Source organism: Arthrobacter zhaoxinii (assembly GCF_025244925.1).
GTDB lineage: Bacteria > Actinomycetota > Actinomycetes > Actinomycetales > Micrococcaceae > Arthrobacter_B > Arthrobacter_B zhaoxinii.
In genome coordinates this window covers 2,177,888-2,191,180 of record NZ_CP104275.1, presented here as the reverse complement: position 1 = coordinate 2,191,180, position 13,293 = coordinate 2,177,888, and the positions used below count along the sequence as shown (strand labels likewise).

Annotated in this window: 18 protein-coding genes; 15 read left to right on the top strand and 3 right to left on the bottom strand. The window is 66.0% G+C overall.

From position 1 onward, the window contains the following. The first annotated feature begins 3 nt into the window (after nucleotides 1–3). The 4 genes from ffh to N2K95_RS10315 all read left to right on the top strand — a co-directional run bounded on the left by ffh (nucleotide 4) and on the right by N2K95_RS10315 (nucleotide 3,366). Nucleotides 4–1,587, top strand: coding sequence for a signal recognition particle protein (gene ffh, locus N2K95_RS10330; protein WP_255791611.1), 1,584 nt, complete (start codon nucleotides 4–6; stop codon nucleotides 1,585–1,587). Between the two features lie 113 nt (nucleotides 1,588–1,700). Continuing rightward, nucleotides 1,701–2,240, top strand: coding sequence for an NUDIX domain-containing protein (locus N2K95_RS10325; RefSeq protein ID WP_260651491.1), 540 nt, complete (start codon nucleotides 1,701–1,703; stop codon nucleotides 2,238–2,240). A gap of 8 nt (nucleotides 2,241–2,248) precedes the next feature. Further along, the gene (locus N2K95_RS10320; RefSeq protein ID WP_260651490.1) at nucleotides 2,249–2,821 is read left to right on the top strand and encodes an alpha/beta fold hydrolase; all 573 of its coding nucleotides are present in this window, start codon (nucleotides 2,249–2,251) and stop codon (nucleotides 2,819–2,821) included. Further along, nucleotides 2,821–3,366 carry a GNAT family N-acetyltransferase gene (locus N2K95_RS10315; RefSeq protein ID WP_260651489.1) on the top strand — a complete coding sequence of 182 codons (546 nt, stop codon included), beginning with the start codon at nucleotides 2,821–2,823 and terminating at the stop codon, nucleotides 3,364–3,366. Before N2K95_RS10320 ends, N2K95_RS10315 begins: the two co-directional genes overlap by 1 nt. Here the strand turns inward: N2K95_RS10315 and N2K95_RS10310 are convergent. Further along, the gene (locus tag N2K95_RS10310; RefSeq protein WP_260651488.1) at nucleotides 3,363–4,166 is read right to left on the bottom strand and encodes a hypothetical protein; all 804 of its coding nucleotides are present in this window, start codon (nucleotides 4,164–4,166) and stop codon (nucleotides 3,363–3,365) included. The genes N2K95_RS10315 and N2K95_RS10310 overlap by 4 nt on opposite strands. Before the next feature lie 227 nt (nucleotides 4,167–4,393). Between N2K95_RS10310 and N2K95_RS10305 the strand changes: the two genes are divergently transcribed. From N2K95_RS10305 to N2K95_RS10260, 10 genes are all read left to right on the top strand, one after another. Then, on the top strand, nucleotides 4,394–5,281 hold the full coding sequence (locus N2K95_RS10305) for a VOC family protein (RefSeq protein ID WP_260651487.1): 888 nt from the start codon (nucleotides 4,394–4,396) through the stop codon (nucleotides 5,279–5,281). A 194-nt stretch (nucleotides 5,282–5,475) separates the two neighbouring features. After that, nucleotides 5,476–5,883: a 30S ribosomal protein S16 gene (gene rpsP, locus N2K95_RS10300; protein ID WP_229948989.1), complete on the top strand. Its 408-nt coding sequence runs from the start codon at nucleotides 5,476–5,478 to the stop codon at nucleotides 5,881–5,883. A 1-nt stretch (nucleotide 5,884) separates the two neighbouring features. Then, on the top strand, nucleotides 5,885–6,127 hold the full coding sequence (locus N2K95_RS10295; protein ID WP_104053842.1) for an RNA-binding protein: 243 nt from the start codon (nucleotides 5,885–5,887) through the stop codon (nucleotides 6,125–6,127). Between the two features lie 179 nt (nucleotides 6,128–6,306). Continuing rightward, on the top strand, nucleotides 6,307–6,870 hold the full coding sequence (rimM, locus tag N2K95_RS10290) for a ribosome maturation factor RimM (RefSeq protein WP_260651486.1): 564 nt from the start codon (nucleotides 6,307–6,309) through the stop codon (nucleotides 6,868–6,870). Further along, nucleotides 6,871–7,650, top strand: a complete 780-nt coding sequence (gene trmD / locus N2K95_RS10285) for a tRNA (guanosine(37)-N1)-methyltransferase TrmD (RefSeq protein ID WP_260651484.1) — start codon at nucleotides 6,871–6,873, stop codon at nucleotides 7,648–7,650. A gap of 232 nt (nucleotides 7,651–7,882) precedes the next feature. After that, entirely contained in the window at nucleotides 7,883–8,242 is a 360-nt protein-coding gene (gene rplS, locus N2K95_RS10280) for a 50S ribosomal protein L19 (protein WP_146364401.1), read from the top strand. Between the two features lie 5 nt (nucleotides 8,243–8,247). Then, the gene (lepB, locus tag N2K95_RS10275) at nucleotides 8,248–8,958 is read left to right on the top strand and encodes a signal peptidase I (RefSeq protein ID WP_260651483.1); all 711 of its coding nucleotides are present in this window, start codon (nucleotides 8,248–8,250) and stop codon (nucleotides 8,956–8,958) included. 11 nt (nucleotides 8,959–8,969) lie between these two features. Next, entirely contained in the window at nucleotides 8,970–9,728 is a 759-nt protein-coding gene (lepB, locus tag N2K95_RS10270) for a signal peptidase I (protein WP_260651482.1), read from the top strand. Further along, complete coding sequence (locus N2K95_RS10265; RefSeq protein ID WP_260651481.1) at nucleotides 9,725–10,486, top strand: ribonuclease HII; 762 nt, start codon at nucleotides 9,725–9,727, stop codon at nucleotides 10,484–10,486. The genes lepB (N2K95_RS10270) and N2K95_RS10265 overlap by 4 nt, the downstream gene beginning before the upstream one ends. 7 nt (nucleotides 10,487–10,493) lie before the next feature. Continuing rightward, nucleotides 10,494–10,814, top strand: a complete 321-nt coding sequence (locus N2K95_RS10260; protein WP_227901490.1) for a DUF2469 domain-containing protein — start codon at nucleotides 10,494–10,496, stop codon at nucleotides 10,812–10,814. Nucleotides 10,815–10,817: 3 nt separating this feature from the next. Here the strand turns inward: N2K95_RS10260 and N2K95_RS10255 are convergent, their stop codons facing one another. Beyond that, nucleotides 10,818–11,408: a GNAT family N-acetyltransferase gene (locus N2K95_RS10255; protein WP_260651480.1), complete on the bottom strand. Its 591-nt coding sequence runs from the start codon at nucleotides 11,406–11,408 to the stop codon at nucleotides 10,818–10,820. 42 nt (nucleotides 11,409–11,450) lie between these two features. On the opposite strand from N2K95_RS10255, the gene N2K95_RS10250 reads away from it, so the two are divergent. Further along, nucleotides 11,451–12,041 (top strand): 2'-5' RNA ligase family protein, encoded by a 591-nt coding sequence (locus N2K95_RS10250; RefSeq protein ID WP_260651479.1) that lies wholly within the window; start codon nucleotides 11,451–11,453, stop codon nucleotides 12,039–12,041. Between the two features lie 31 nt (nucleotides 12,042–12,072). On the opposite strand, the gene N2K95_RS10245 is transcribed toward N2K95_RS10250, so the two are convergent. Then, nucleotides 12,073–13,194 carry an MSCRAMM family adhesin SdrC gene (locus tag N2K95_RS10245; protein WP_260651478.1) on the bottom strand — a complete coding sequence of 374 codons (1,122 nt, stop codon included), beginning with the start codon at nucleotides 13,192–13,194 and terminating at the stop codon, nucleotides 12,073–12,075. Between the last annotated feature and the right edge of the window lie 99 nt (nucleotides 13,195–13,293).

Genomic DNA, 13,293 nt, shown 5'->3' with positions numbered 1-13,293 from the left:
CGCGTGTTCAATTCACTGTCTGACCGGTTGACTTCAACCTTCAAGAACCTCCGCGGCAAGGGCCGGCTGACCGAGGCCGATGTCGACGCCACCGTACGCGAGATCCGCCGCGCCCTGCTGGACGCCGACGTCGCCGTTCCCGTGGTGCGTGCGTTCACTGCCTCCGTCAAGGAACGCGCCCTCGGCCTGGAGGTTTCCCAGGCGCTGAACCCGGGCCAGCAGGTCGTCAAGATTGTCAACGAGGAGCTCAAGGGCATCCTCGGCGGCGAGACCCGGCGGCTGCGCCTGGCCAAGAACCCGCCCACGGTCATCATGCTCGCGGGCCTGCAGGGTGCCGGTAAGACCACCCTCGCCGGCAAGCTCTCCAAGCACCTGAAGTCCCAGGGCCACAGCCCGCTGCTGGTCGCAGCGGACCTGCAGCGCCCCAATGCCGTCCGCCAGCTGCAGGTCAACGGCGAACGCGCCGGCGTGCCCGTCTACGCTCCGCACCCGGGCGTCTCCTCCGAGTTCGAGTCCGCCACCGGCGATCCGGTCGCCGTCGCCCGCCAGGGCATCGAGGAAGCACGCACCAAGCTGTACGACGTCGTTATTGTCGACACCGCCGGCCGCCTGGGCGTGGACGCCGAACTGATGCAGCAGGCCGCGGACATCCGCGCCGCGATCAACCCGGACGAAGTCCTGTTCGTCATTGACGCCATGATCGGCCAGGACGCCGTCAACACGGCCCAGGCCTTCAACGAGGGCGTGAACTTCACGGGCGTGGTCCTCACCAAGCTCGACGGCGACGCCCGCGGCGGTGCCGCACTGTCCGTGGCCTCGGTGACCGGCAAGCCGATCATGTTCGCCTCCACCGGCGAGGGCCTGACCGACTTCGAGGTCTTCCACCCGGACCGCATGGCCAGCCGCATCCTGGACCTCGGCGACGTCCTCACCCTGATCGAGCAGGCCGAGCAGAGCTGGGACAAGGATGAAGCGTCCCGGATGGCGAAGAAGTTCGCCGACCAGGAAGACTTCACCCTCGACGACTTCCTCGCCCAGATGCAGCAGATCCGCAAGATGGGCTCCATGAAGAAAATGCTCATGATGATGCCCGGCGCCGCCGGCATGCGTGAGCAGCTGGAAAACTTCGACGAACGCGAAATCGACCGGGTCGAAGCAATCGTCCGCTCCATGACCCCGCACGAGCGGGTTGCGCCCAAGATCATCAACGGCTCCCGCCGTGCCCGCATCGCCCGCGGTTCCGGCGTACACGTCTCCGAGGTCAACGGCCTGCTGGAACGTTTCGCGCAGGCGCAGAAGATGATGAAGAAAATGGCAGCAGGCGGCGGCATTCCGGGCATGCCCGGCATGGCAGGCCCCGGCGGCTTCGGCGGTGCGCGCAAGAAGCAGCAGGCAGCCAAGGGCAAGAAGAAGGCCAAGTCCGGCAACCCGGCCAAGGCAGCCCAGGAACGCGCGGCAGCAGAGGCCCGGGCCGCCGGTGCCCGCAAGGCACTGCCCACCGGCAGCGCCTTCGGCGCCCAGGACGCGGATTTCGATCCCGCGTCGCTGAACCTGCCCAAGGGCTTTGATAAGTTCCTCGGCAAGTAAGGACCAGCCATCCACCACGCAGCGCCGGACCCCTCGTCCGGCGTTGCGTGGTTAACGGCCGATGCGTGCTTCCACGGCACCACGGAACCCAGACACCAAAGGAAGGGACCAGCATGGCGGCACAGGGCCTGAGCGGCTTTTACGGGTCAGTCTTCCGGCGCAGCATTACGGCACGCGTCCTGGTCCGCACCACTGACGGCCGCGTACTGCTGCTGCGCAGCGGCAACGCCTGGGAGCTGCCCGGCGGTGTGGTGAAAAGCGGGGAAGATCCCCGCTCGGCCGCCCGCCGCATTGCCCGCGCCACCCTGGATCCGGAGTTCGACGTCGGCCGCGTCCTGGTGCTGGACTATGTGCAGGGAGTCCAGGGGCAGGGCGACTCCATCGCCTTCCTGTTCGACGGCGGTACGGTGACCACCTCCGTCACGGCCTTCACCGGAGCCGGCGGGGAGCGGGAGGCCCGTTTTGTTCCCCTGGAGGACTGCGGTGAGGGCCTGGACGAGGAGCGCCGGCACGCCGCGCTCCAGGCCCTGGAACTGGGCACCATCGTAGAGCTGGTGGACGGCGAGGCTGCCGCCCCGGCGCCGCTGGCAGCACCGTCGCTCCGCAGGATGATGCCCCCGGTTGAGGGCTTCTCCGGAATCCTTGGACGCTAGGAGTGGGCTTGCCTCGGGAACGTGTGGTGTTTGTGCACGGCGCCGGCAGTTTCGGTGCGGCCGCCTGGCCCCGGCAGCACGGGCTTGCCCTGGACTATGACTGCCTGTTCCTGAAGCGCCACGGCTATGACGCCGTCGCCGAACCGCTGCCGCCGGACCTGGAAGCTGACATTGCCATCCTCTGCGATGCGCTGGACGACGGCGGACACCTGGTGGCGCACTCGGCCGGTGCGGTTCCGGCCATGCTGGCTGCACTGCGGAATCCGGCAAAGGTCCACTCCCTGGTTTTATGCGAGCCTGCCGTGTTCTCCCTGACCCGGGACCTGCCGGCCACCGCCGCCCACCGCAACCTGCAGCAGCCCCTCTTTGATGACGCGCCGCTGGACATTGTTCCGGGCGTTCCCACGCTGGTCCTCACCGGCGGATGGGAGCCGCTGTACGAGGAGGTGGCGGATTTCCTGGTCTCCACCGGAGCCGAACACCGGCAGGTCGGCGGGAACCACCGGCCGCAGGACACGGACGCCGGCAGACAGGCGATCCGGGAGTTCCTCGCCCGGGGCCACCGGACGGGGGACAGCTGATGCTCGGACCGTCCATCCGGAACGCCGGCCCCGGCGATCTTCCCGTGCTGCCCGCGCTGGAAGCGGCCTCCGACACGTTGCTGGACGGGCTGCTGCCCGCAGGCTCCGGGGAGCTGCCGCCGCCTGCCACGGTTCAGGAGCTCGCCGCTTCCCTCCACCTCCTGGTGGGCGGCGATCCGCCCGTCGGCTTCGCCCGCCTCGAGGAGGTTGACGGCCAGGCCCACCTGGAGCAGCTTTCCGTACATCCCGATGCTGCCGGAGCCGGACTGGGCCGGGCGCTGGTTGAGGCCGCTCTCGGCTGGGCGCGGCAGCAGGGCTACACGTCCATGACACTGTGCACGTTTGCCGGGATTCCGTTCAATGCCCCGTTCTACGCCAGCTGCGGCTTCGAGGTTGTGGCGGAGCCCGACGGCGAACTGGCGGCGGTGCGGGAGCACGAAATCAGTCTGGGCCTGGATGCTCTGGGGGAGCGGGTCGCCATGCGTCGGGACCTGCTCAACCGACGAGGCCCGGCGCCCCGGCCGTCGTCGTCCGGGGCGTCCTAAGAGTAGGATTCCGCCAGTCCCAGGGGCAGCTCAGCCCGCCAGTACTGCCGCGCCAGCAGTACCCCGAGGACCATGAGAACGATGCCGATGGCCAGGAGGATCACCAGGGCAGCGGGGTGGTCGTAGGCCAGGGCGGAAAACGAGGCGCCGGTGAATGCTCCTCCGGACCCTCCGAGCCACAGGTCGAAGCGCCAGCGGAACGTGAGCCAGCGCCAGATTTCGCGCTGCGGCTCGTCCAGCCGGAGGTTATCGGCGGCGGCCAGCGCCAGATAGTGCTGCTTCTTGTGGTGGGAGACGAGAAGGGTGCCGGCGATTGCCGCGGCGAGGCCGCCGTAGAGCACCAGATTGACCCAGACCTGATCCCGCGTGGCGTCGCTGACGGTCGCAGGCCACCTGCCCCCGAGGGACAGTATGACGGGAACGGGAACGAGGACGATCCAGAAGGCCAGCGCCACACCCAGCCACGCCAAGTGGGCCCGCGGGGAGAGATAGGTGTTGGCGGAGACGACCGTTCCGCGCGCCGGACCTTGGGCGAGGGCTATGCCCACCCCGCCGCGCAGGACCCGTCCGATGGAGATGAAGCACATCGCGATCAGGAACAGGACCCCGGGGACGGAGGAGAGGACGCTGAGTTCGTCGATCTCGGAAGAGGAGGCGGGGACGAACGTTTCCGGAACCGGGACGTCATCATCCCACCAGGACGGATTGTAGGTATGGGAGAAGACGAACAGGTTCAAGGCCACCATAGCCGCGCCGAGCACCGCCAAGACGACGCCGATGCCGGTGACGACCCCCAGCACCCTGCGCTTTGTCCTTCCGCCGGATGGTTTGCGTTTTCTTTGGGCCGTTGACTGGCCCATCCCCGCTCCACTTCGCTTTGCACCCAGCATGCGGTTTCCCCCGTTGATATTTGTCCGCGGCCCATTGCCGTGCCGACCGTAACAGGCATGAGGTCGCCGGACAATGGCCCTTTTGTGCTGTTTCCGCCTACTTTGGGATTAGATGAAGCTTCAAGTAAACTCATTGCATGAACCTTCAAGTAAATGCCCGGGACCTGCTGCCCGCCGCTCTCGCCATGGGCACCGTGATGCTCAAGGTCGGCGACCTGGCGAACGTCTCCGCCTACTACCGCGCCGCCCTCGGTCTGGACGTGGTGGCGGAGTCCGACGGCGGCATGTACCTGGGCCGCGGGAGCGTTCCCCTGGTGCATCTGGCCCCGGGGCCGGACCTGCAGGTCGCTTCCCGTGGGGAGGCAGGCCTGTTCCATACCGCCATACTCTTTGAAACCCGGGCTGACCTCGCCGCTGCGGTTGCCTCGGCGGCCCGGTATGACCCGTCGGCCTTTGCCGGCTCCGCGGACCACCTCGTCAGCGAGGCGTTCTACTTCACCGACCCCGAAGGCAACGGCATCGAGCTCTACTATGACAAGCCCCGGGACACCTGGGGCTGGGACGAGACCGCGGCCGGCCGTGAGGTGCGGATGGCGTCGCTGCCGCTGTCTTCGCAGGCCTACTTCCGTGACCACCTCACCGAAGCGGCACTGGGTGGACTCCGGGCTGCCGATGCCGCCGTCGGGCACGTCCACCTGCAGGTGGGGGATACGGAAACCGCCGCCGCTTTCTATATCGACACGCTCGGGTTCGAACGGACAGCCGGCTTCCACGGACAGGCACTCTTTGTTTCCGCGGGCGGCTACCACCACCATATGGCGATGAACGTCTGGAACAGCCGCGGTGCCGGACCGCGCAGGGACACGCTGGGCCTGGGGGAGGTGCTCATCAGCGTTCCCGCAGCCGACGACGTCGCCGGGCTGGCGGACCGTCTCCGGCACGCCGGGATTTCCAGCCACTCCACCGGGGCGGAGCTGCGTTTCGAGGACCCGTGGCGCAACCGGCTGCGTGTTGCCGTCGCCTGAAAATCCGCGGATATCCGCCGCGGCCGCAAGAGTCGCCAAACATGGACTCATCTGGCACAATGGTCAGGTACTCGATCTGCGCGGACCCTCTCTCCGTGCATGCATCTTGTCCTTTTGAACCCCAACGTTATGGCCCGCCCCACGGGAGCAGAAGTACGGGTTCGCCCCATTTCAGATCAGGAGTGACCACAAAAGTGGCCGTAAAGATTCGCCTTAAGCGCCTTGGCAAGAAGTTCTCAGCACACTACCGCGTCGTTGTCATGGATTCCCGTGCCAAGCGCGATGGCCGTGCCATCGAAGAAATCGGACTGTACCGTCCGACCGAAGAGCCGTCGTACATCGACATCAAGTCGGACCGTGCGCAGTACTGGCTCGGCGTCGGTGCCCAGCCCACCGAGCAGGTCGCAGCACTGCTGAAGATCACCGGTGACTGGCAGAAGTTCAAGAACATCGAAGGCCAGGAAGGTACCCTGCGTACCAAGGCCCCGAAGGAGCCCTTCGTGGTTCCCGAAAAGAAGTCCGTGATTGTCCCCGAGGCCATCACCCCCAAGGCTAAGAAGGAAGAGGCCCCCGAGGCCTCCACCGAGGCTGAGGCAGAGTAACTTGCTCGCTGAAGCGCTGGAGCACCTCGTGCGCGGAATCGTTGACAGTCCTGAGGACGTCAAGGTTTCCGCCAAGAGCAACCGTCGCGGGGAAACCCTCGAGGTTCGGGTTCACCAGGACGACCTCGGCCGGGTCATCGGCAGGCAGGGACGGACCGCACGCGCACTGCGCACGGTCATTGCAGCCCTTGCCAACGGTGAGCCGGTACGAGTGGACGTAGTGGACACGGACCGGCGCCGCTGATCTGAAAATGATCACCGACGGCGCAGCGGAAGCGAACAGTTCTTCACTGCAGTACCGGAAGTAGAGCAGTAACAGCAGTACACAGGATCCGGCCCCGACACCAGATAATGGTGAAGGGGCCGGATTTTTTTCAGGCGCCGGCCAACCCGGGCGACGAAAACCCCCACAGAGGAGATTCCATGCAGTTACAGGTGGCACGCATCGGCAAGCCGCACGGCATCCGCGGTGAAGTAACCGTCCAGGTGCTGACCGACGCACCGGAGGACCGCTTTGTCCCGGGCACAGAACTTACCGTCGAGCCGGCGGCAAAGGGCCCGCTGACGGTGATCAGCGCCCGGTGGAACAAGGACATCCTGCTGCTGGGGTTCGATGAAATCACGGACCGCAACGGTGCGGAGGAACTGCGCGGCGTCAAGCTGTTCATCGACACCGAAACGGTGGATGAGGACGACGACGACGAAGGCTGGTACGAGCACGAACTGGTGGGCCTGAAGGCACGGGTGGGCGACGACGTCGTCGGAACCGTCAGCGGCCTGCGTACCCTCACCGTCCAGGACCTGCTCGTGGTCGAGGACACCCGCGGCGAGGAGATCCTCGTGCCGTTCGTCGAGGCGATCGTCCCCGAAGTGAACATTGAGGACGGCTACGTGCTGCTGACCCCGCCGGAGGGCCTCTTCGAGCTGAACAAGCCCGAGGACAAAAAGGACGCAGCGCCGGCCGACACGAAGGAAGCCGGACAGTAAGTGCGTATCGACGTCGTCAGCATCTTCCCGGAGTACCTCGCCGCCCTGGAGCTGTCCCTGATCGGCAAGGCCCGGCAGGAAGGCCTGCTGGACCTGGCCGTCCATGACCTGCGGGACTTCACCACCGACCGGCACCGGACCGTGGACGACACCCCGTACGGCGGGGGAGCGGGCATGGTTATGAAGCCCGAACCGTGGGCGCAGGCGCTGGACGCGGTGGCCGGCGACGGCGACGAGCGGCCGGTCCTGATTGTCCCCTCGCCGGCCGGTGCCGTCTTCACCCAGGCCATGGCCTACGAGCTGGCCGAGGAAAAGCAGCTGGTCTTTGCCTGCGGCCGCTACGAGGGAATCGACGAGCGGGTGCTGGAATGGGCCGGGGAACGCTTCGATGTCCGTCCCGTCAGCCTCGGCGACTACGTGCTCAACGGCGGTGAAGTGGCGGTGCTGGCCATGGTGGAAGCCGTGGGCCGGCTGGTGCCCGGGGTCGTCGGCAATCCCGAGTCCCTGGTGGAGGAATCCCACTCGGACGGACTGCTGGAATACCCGGTGTACACCAAACCCTCCGCCTGGCGCGAGCGTGCGGTCCCGGAGGTCCTGCTCAGCGGAAACCACGGGAAGATCGCCCGGTTCCGGCGGGACGAACAGCTGCAGCGCACCGCAGCCCGCCGGCCGGATCTGCTCGAAAAGCTTGACGCCTCCACTCTGGACAAGGCCGACCGTGCCACCCTGGCGGCGCTGGGCTACGAGATCCGCGACGGCCGGGTCCACCCGCCGGCCTGACCCCGGCGCCGGATTGGTGCCGTTGAAGTGCGTGTGGCAAAATAGGGAGTTGTGTCATCTGGGTCCGTACCTGCCACAGGGGGAACGCGGCCAACAGATATGTACACACCGGCATTCCATCCTCGGTCCTGCCGGTCTTTTAGCTTCGACAGCATCCGTGCAGCCTTCGGGCGCATTCTTGCTGCCGTTACCAAAGTGAATGACCTGTGGCGTTCACCAGGAGTGATACACAATGCACATCCTAGATTCTGTTGACGCAGCTTCCCTGCGTACGGACATCCCCGAGTTCCGCGCCGGTGACACCGTCAAGGTTCACGTAAACATCATCGAAGGCAAGAACACCCGTGTTCAGGTCTTCCAGGGCTTCGTGCTCAAGCGCCAGGGTGATGGCCTCCGCGCGACCTTCACGGTCCGCAAGGTCAGCTTCGGCGTCGGCGTGGAGCGTACCTTCCCGGTACACTCCCCGGTCATCGACAAGCTCGAGGTTGTCTCCAAGGGCGACGTCCGCCGCGCGAAGCTGTACTACATGCGCGATCTGCGCGGCAAGGCAGCCAAGATCAAGGAAAAGCGCGACTTCCGTCCCGCCAAGTAACTTACTTGACTGCAGCATCCGCCTCCGGGGGTCCCCCCGCGAAGCACGCGAAACGCCGGCCCCGGTTTGTGGGCTGGCGTTTTGTGCTATGTGCTCTCGCCGCCGCCGTGATCCTCGCCGCACTCGTCCGGGCTTTCCTTTTCGACGTCTTCTACATCCCCTCGGACTCCATGCAGCCGCTGCTGGAACCCGGTGACCGGATCCTCGTGTCCCGCACCGCCTACGATACGGCGGAGATCCAGCGCGGCGACGTGGTGGTGTTCGACGGCCGGGGCTCGTTGGCCCCGCTGCACAGCGGACGCCCGGCCCTGGCCGACGCCGCCGTGACGGTCGGGCGCTGGCTCGGTCTGGCCGGCAGCGACACCGTCTACGTCAAACGGGTCATCGGCGTGGCGGGAGACCATGTGAGCTGCTGCTCCGACGGGGATCCCCGGATTACGGTCAACGGAACTCCGGTGGATGAGCCGTACGTTTATCCAGGTGACACTCCCAGCGACTCCGCGTTCGACGTCGTCGTCCCGGAAGGCAGGCTGTGGCTGCTCGGGGACCACCGCTCAGTCTCGGCGGATTCCCGCTCACTGCTGGGAGCTCCCGGCGGCGGCCTGATTTCCACCGAACGGGTGATCGGACAGGCCCAGCGGATTCTTTGGCCGCTCGAACGCGGTACCAATCTTGACCGGCTATCCTTAGGAGCCGAGTGGAACACGGAGAAATAAGAGGAAACGCAATGTCGCAGCAACCGGACCAGTCCCCTGACGGGACGCCCGGCTCCGGGGAACAGCGGAACCACGCAGCGAACGCGCCGAAGGAGAAAAAGCGCGGCTTCGGTGCCTGGCTCAGGGAAGTCCTCACCATCGTGGTCATAGCACTGGTGCTGTCCTTCCTGATCAAGACGTTCCTTTTCCGGGCGTTTTACATTCCCTCCGGATCCATGGAGGAGACACTGGAAATCAACGACCGTATCTTTGTGAACCTCCTGGTCCCCGAACCCATGGACCTGAACCGCGGCGACGTCGTCGTCTTCAAGGACACCAAGGGCTGGCTGCCGGAGACCCCTGAGAAGGCAGCCAATCCGGTCCGTGAGGCACTGACCTTTGTGGGGCTGCTGCCGGACGAGTCCCAGCAGCACCTGGTCAAGCGGGTCATCGGCACCGAAGGCGACCACGTGGTCTGCTGCGACTCCGAGGGCCGGATCACCGTCAACGGCGAACCCCTGGACGAGCCCTACCTGTACCCCGGCGCCACTCCCTCCGACATCCCCTTCGACGTGGTTGTCCCCGAAGGAAAGGTCTGGGTGATGGGCGACCACCGCAACGCCTCCGCGGATTCGCGGGAGCACCAGTACGGTGACGGCGGCGGCTTCGTGGACGTGAAGGACATTGAGGGCAAGGCCGTCGTCACGGCGTGGCCCCTGAACCGCGTCGGCGGGGTCAGCAGCTATCCGGAGGTCTTCGAGGACGTCCCCGAACCGAGCAGCGGCCAGTGAGTTCCACCGCCAAGGCCCCCACCCTGCGGCTCGAACGTACGTTCACCGCCTCCGGTCACCGGATCCTTGCCGGGTGCGACGAAGTCGGCCGCGGTGCCCTGGCCGGACCGGTGTCGGTGGGTCTGGTGGCCGTGGACCTGGCCAGCGCGCGGTCCCTCAAGGGCGTGCGCGACAGCAAGCTGCTTTCCGTGGCGGACCGGAATGCGCTGGTTCCGCAGATCAAGAAGTGGGCCCTCGCCTGGGGTGTCGGCCATGCGACCGCCGCCGAGATCGACCTGCACGGGCTGACGGCGGCCCTTCGGCTTGCCGGCACCCGCGCGTGGGATCAGGTGTGCCTGACGGTGTGCCCCGACGTTGTGCTGCTGGACGGCAATTACAACTGGCTCTCGCCCGAGCGGCAGGGCAGCCTCTTCGACGACTTCGAGGAACCGGCGGGCGGTCCTGCGGCGGCGGCCGGAGAAGGTTGCACCGCGCCCGTGCACACCCGGATCAAGGCGGACATGCAGTGCCTGAGCGTGGCAGCCGCCAGCGTGCTGGCGAAGGTTGAACGCGACGCCATGATGGTAGAGTTTGCCGCTTCGAACCCGCATTATTCATGGGAAATCAACAAGGGCTACGCAACCGGGTCTCACCGCGCAGCCATCGACGTCCACGGCCCCACGCCGCTGCACCGTATGTCCTGGCGGCTGGGTTCGAAGCCCCGCCCGGGCGAACCGGTGCTGGAGCCGGGGGACGACTTAAGCACAGTTGGGGGATGATAGGAATATGAGCGCCGAAGACCTTGAGAACTATGAAACGGACATGGAGCTCCAGCTGTACCGGGAGTACCGCGACGTCGTAGGCCTCTTCAGCTACGTGGTGGAAACCGAACGCCGTTTCTACCTGGCCAACCACGTCGATCTGCAGGCCCGGTCCGCCGACGGCGAGATCTACTTCGACCTCACACTGCAGGACGCCTGGGTCTGGGATGTCTACCGGTCCGCACGGTTCGTGAAGAGCGTGCGCGTCATTACCTTCAAGGACGTCAATGTGGAGGAACTGACCCGCAACGACGACCTCACTCTGCCCAAGGCGGACGAGCTCTAGCGTTTATCCCGCGTTCACGGGCACGGACGGAAGCCGGGTTTTGGCTTCCTCCCAGCTGCCCGAGGGGTGCCGGGGATCCTCGGCGGCGAGGCTGGACATCCAGCCCTCCACCATCTTTCCCCGGTGGTTCAGCAGGTAGGGAACGGCGACGGGCCGCGGGAAACCGCAGCGCCAGACCGTCTTATAGCTGCCGACGTTTCCCGCGTTCGCTTTCCACGTCACCACGTCCCAGTCCAGGTCCTCGAAGGCGTGGGCCGTTGCCAGCCGGACGGCACGCGACATCAGGCCGCGGCCACGGTATTCCGGCGAGGTGACGAAACCCAGGGAGCCCGAAGCGGCCCCTTCGAAGCGCAGGTCAATGGTTCCCGCATAGCGGCCGCCGACGTCGAGGGCCCAGGACACGGCGTTCTCCTGCGGAGCCGAGATGGTCTCCAGGTACTCCTGCGCCATCTCCGAGGTGTAATCCACCGGAACGGTGGTCCACCTGAGGGTCAACGGGTCAACACAGCGGGCATGGACGGCGTCGCGGTCAGCAGCTGTGTGCGGGCGGAGCAGGAGCGTGTCGTCGCGGAGCAGGGGAATCTCGAAAGCCATGCGCGACAGCCTAGCCGACGGCGCCCGGCCTACACTTTTCCCATGCCTGAATCCGAGCGGCCCGGTTTTGACGCAAATCTCCGCCTTTACGCGCAGATGGAGCCCGACGGCGCATCGCTGGCCCACCTGCTGTCCCTGCAGGACGCGCTGCCCGCAGGTACCCGGCGGGTGCCGCGCCGGCAGCTGCATGCAACACTGATCCACTTCGGGAAGGTGATGGACGTATATCGGGTCATCAGTGCAGAGACCGGCATTTCCCGCTCCGCCTATGACCAGCTTCTCGGCGGGTATATTGCCCGGACCGAGGCACTGCTGCCTCCCTCAGCCTTCCGGCTCGACCCGCTGGGGACCGCAGGGTTCGGGGCGAGGGGCTCAACCCTGGTGGTGGAATATCAGCCTTCCCTGGAACTTACTGCGCTGCATGGGGAGCTGTACGAGGTGCTGGTGGATTTCCTGGCCGCATGCGGCGTTTCCGATAGTGCGGCCTTTATGGCGTCGGACCCGAACTTTATGTTTGCCGCGGCCCTGCGTCCGCACATCACCCTGGCCCGCGGGTACCTTGGTGCGGTTCCGCCGCTGCGGCTGGAACCGGTAACCCTGACACCGATGCCGGTGGTGTACCCCGGACACTGAAGCTATCCGGGGTACACCGACCGGTTAGGGCCTAGGCCTTCCGGCGGCGGGCAATCACGACCAGTCCGGCTCCGAGAGCGAGAACGGCGGCACCGGCTACGGCGAGCCAGGTTCCGTTTGCGCCCGTGTGGGCGAGCCCTGCATCAGGCACGCGCTGGTCCGTGGTGCCTGCAACCGAGACGCGGGGGTCAGTGCTGCCTGCAGCAGGAGGGGTGGTGTCCGTTCCGGGCGGCGGCACTGCACCTGCCGGGGTGCTGGTCGGCGACGGGGTGGCGGTGGGTTTCGGGGTCACCTTGTCCGAGGGCTTGTCCGAGGGCGTCTCCGACGGGGTCTCCGACGGGGTGTCCGACGGGGTGGTTTCCGGAGTGGGGTTTTCGGAAGGCTTGTCCGTGGGGGTTTCCGAAGGGGTATCCGAAGGCTTGTTCGAAGGTGTGGGTTTCGGGGTGGGCTTTTCGGTGGGCTTGTCCGAGGGGGTCTCCGACGGGGTGTCCGACGGCTTGTCCGAAGGGGTGGGCTTCGGGGTGGGGTTTTCGGAGGGCTTTTCCGACGGGGTCTCCGAAGGGGTATCCGACGGTGTTTCCGAGGGCTTGTCCGAAGGTGTGGGTTTCGGGGTGGGCTTTTCGGTCGGCTTGTCCGTGGGGGTTTCGGACGGCTTGTCCGAAGGCGTGGGTTTGGGGGTGGGGTTTTCGGAAGGCTTGTCCGACGGGGTCTCGCACTCGGGCACGGTCATCAGATCTGCAAGTTCCTGATGCTTGTTGTCCTTCAACGTCGGATTCCCGGGGAAGGTGGCGTCCGGGTGGCGGAGCGTCTTGGGCCAGTCGTACGTTCCCTTGAATTCGAGTACATCCTGCTGGATGCCCCAGCCGGGCCCGCATACCTCGGAAGGAACCAGAGCCGATACATCCGTGAACCACTGGTGTCCGGGCTGCTTCGCCAGGAAGTTCTGTTCGCCCGAGTTCTCCCAGGCGGCAGGCTTCTTCGGGTCCAGCTTCTGGTACAGGTAGACACCTGTTTCCGTCACGGAGGTCCCGGTCGAAGGGGAATGGCTCGGCGGTTCCGTGGTGAGGGGACCCCCGGTTGCTGGCATGGCGGTAGCCAAGGCCGGCCCGCCGGTGGCAATCGACAGCCCTGCGATGGCTGCAAATCCGGCCACGAGAGCTGGTGTATTTCTCTTGCGGTTTTGCATGATTTCCTTTATGAGAATCGAATTACGCGTTTGCGTCGCTATCCTGACGGGCGTATCTCAGTGTTT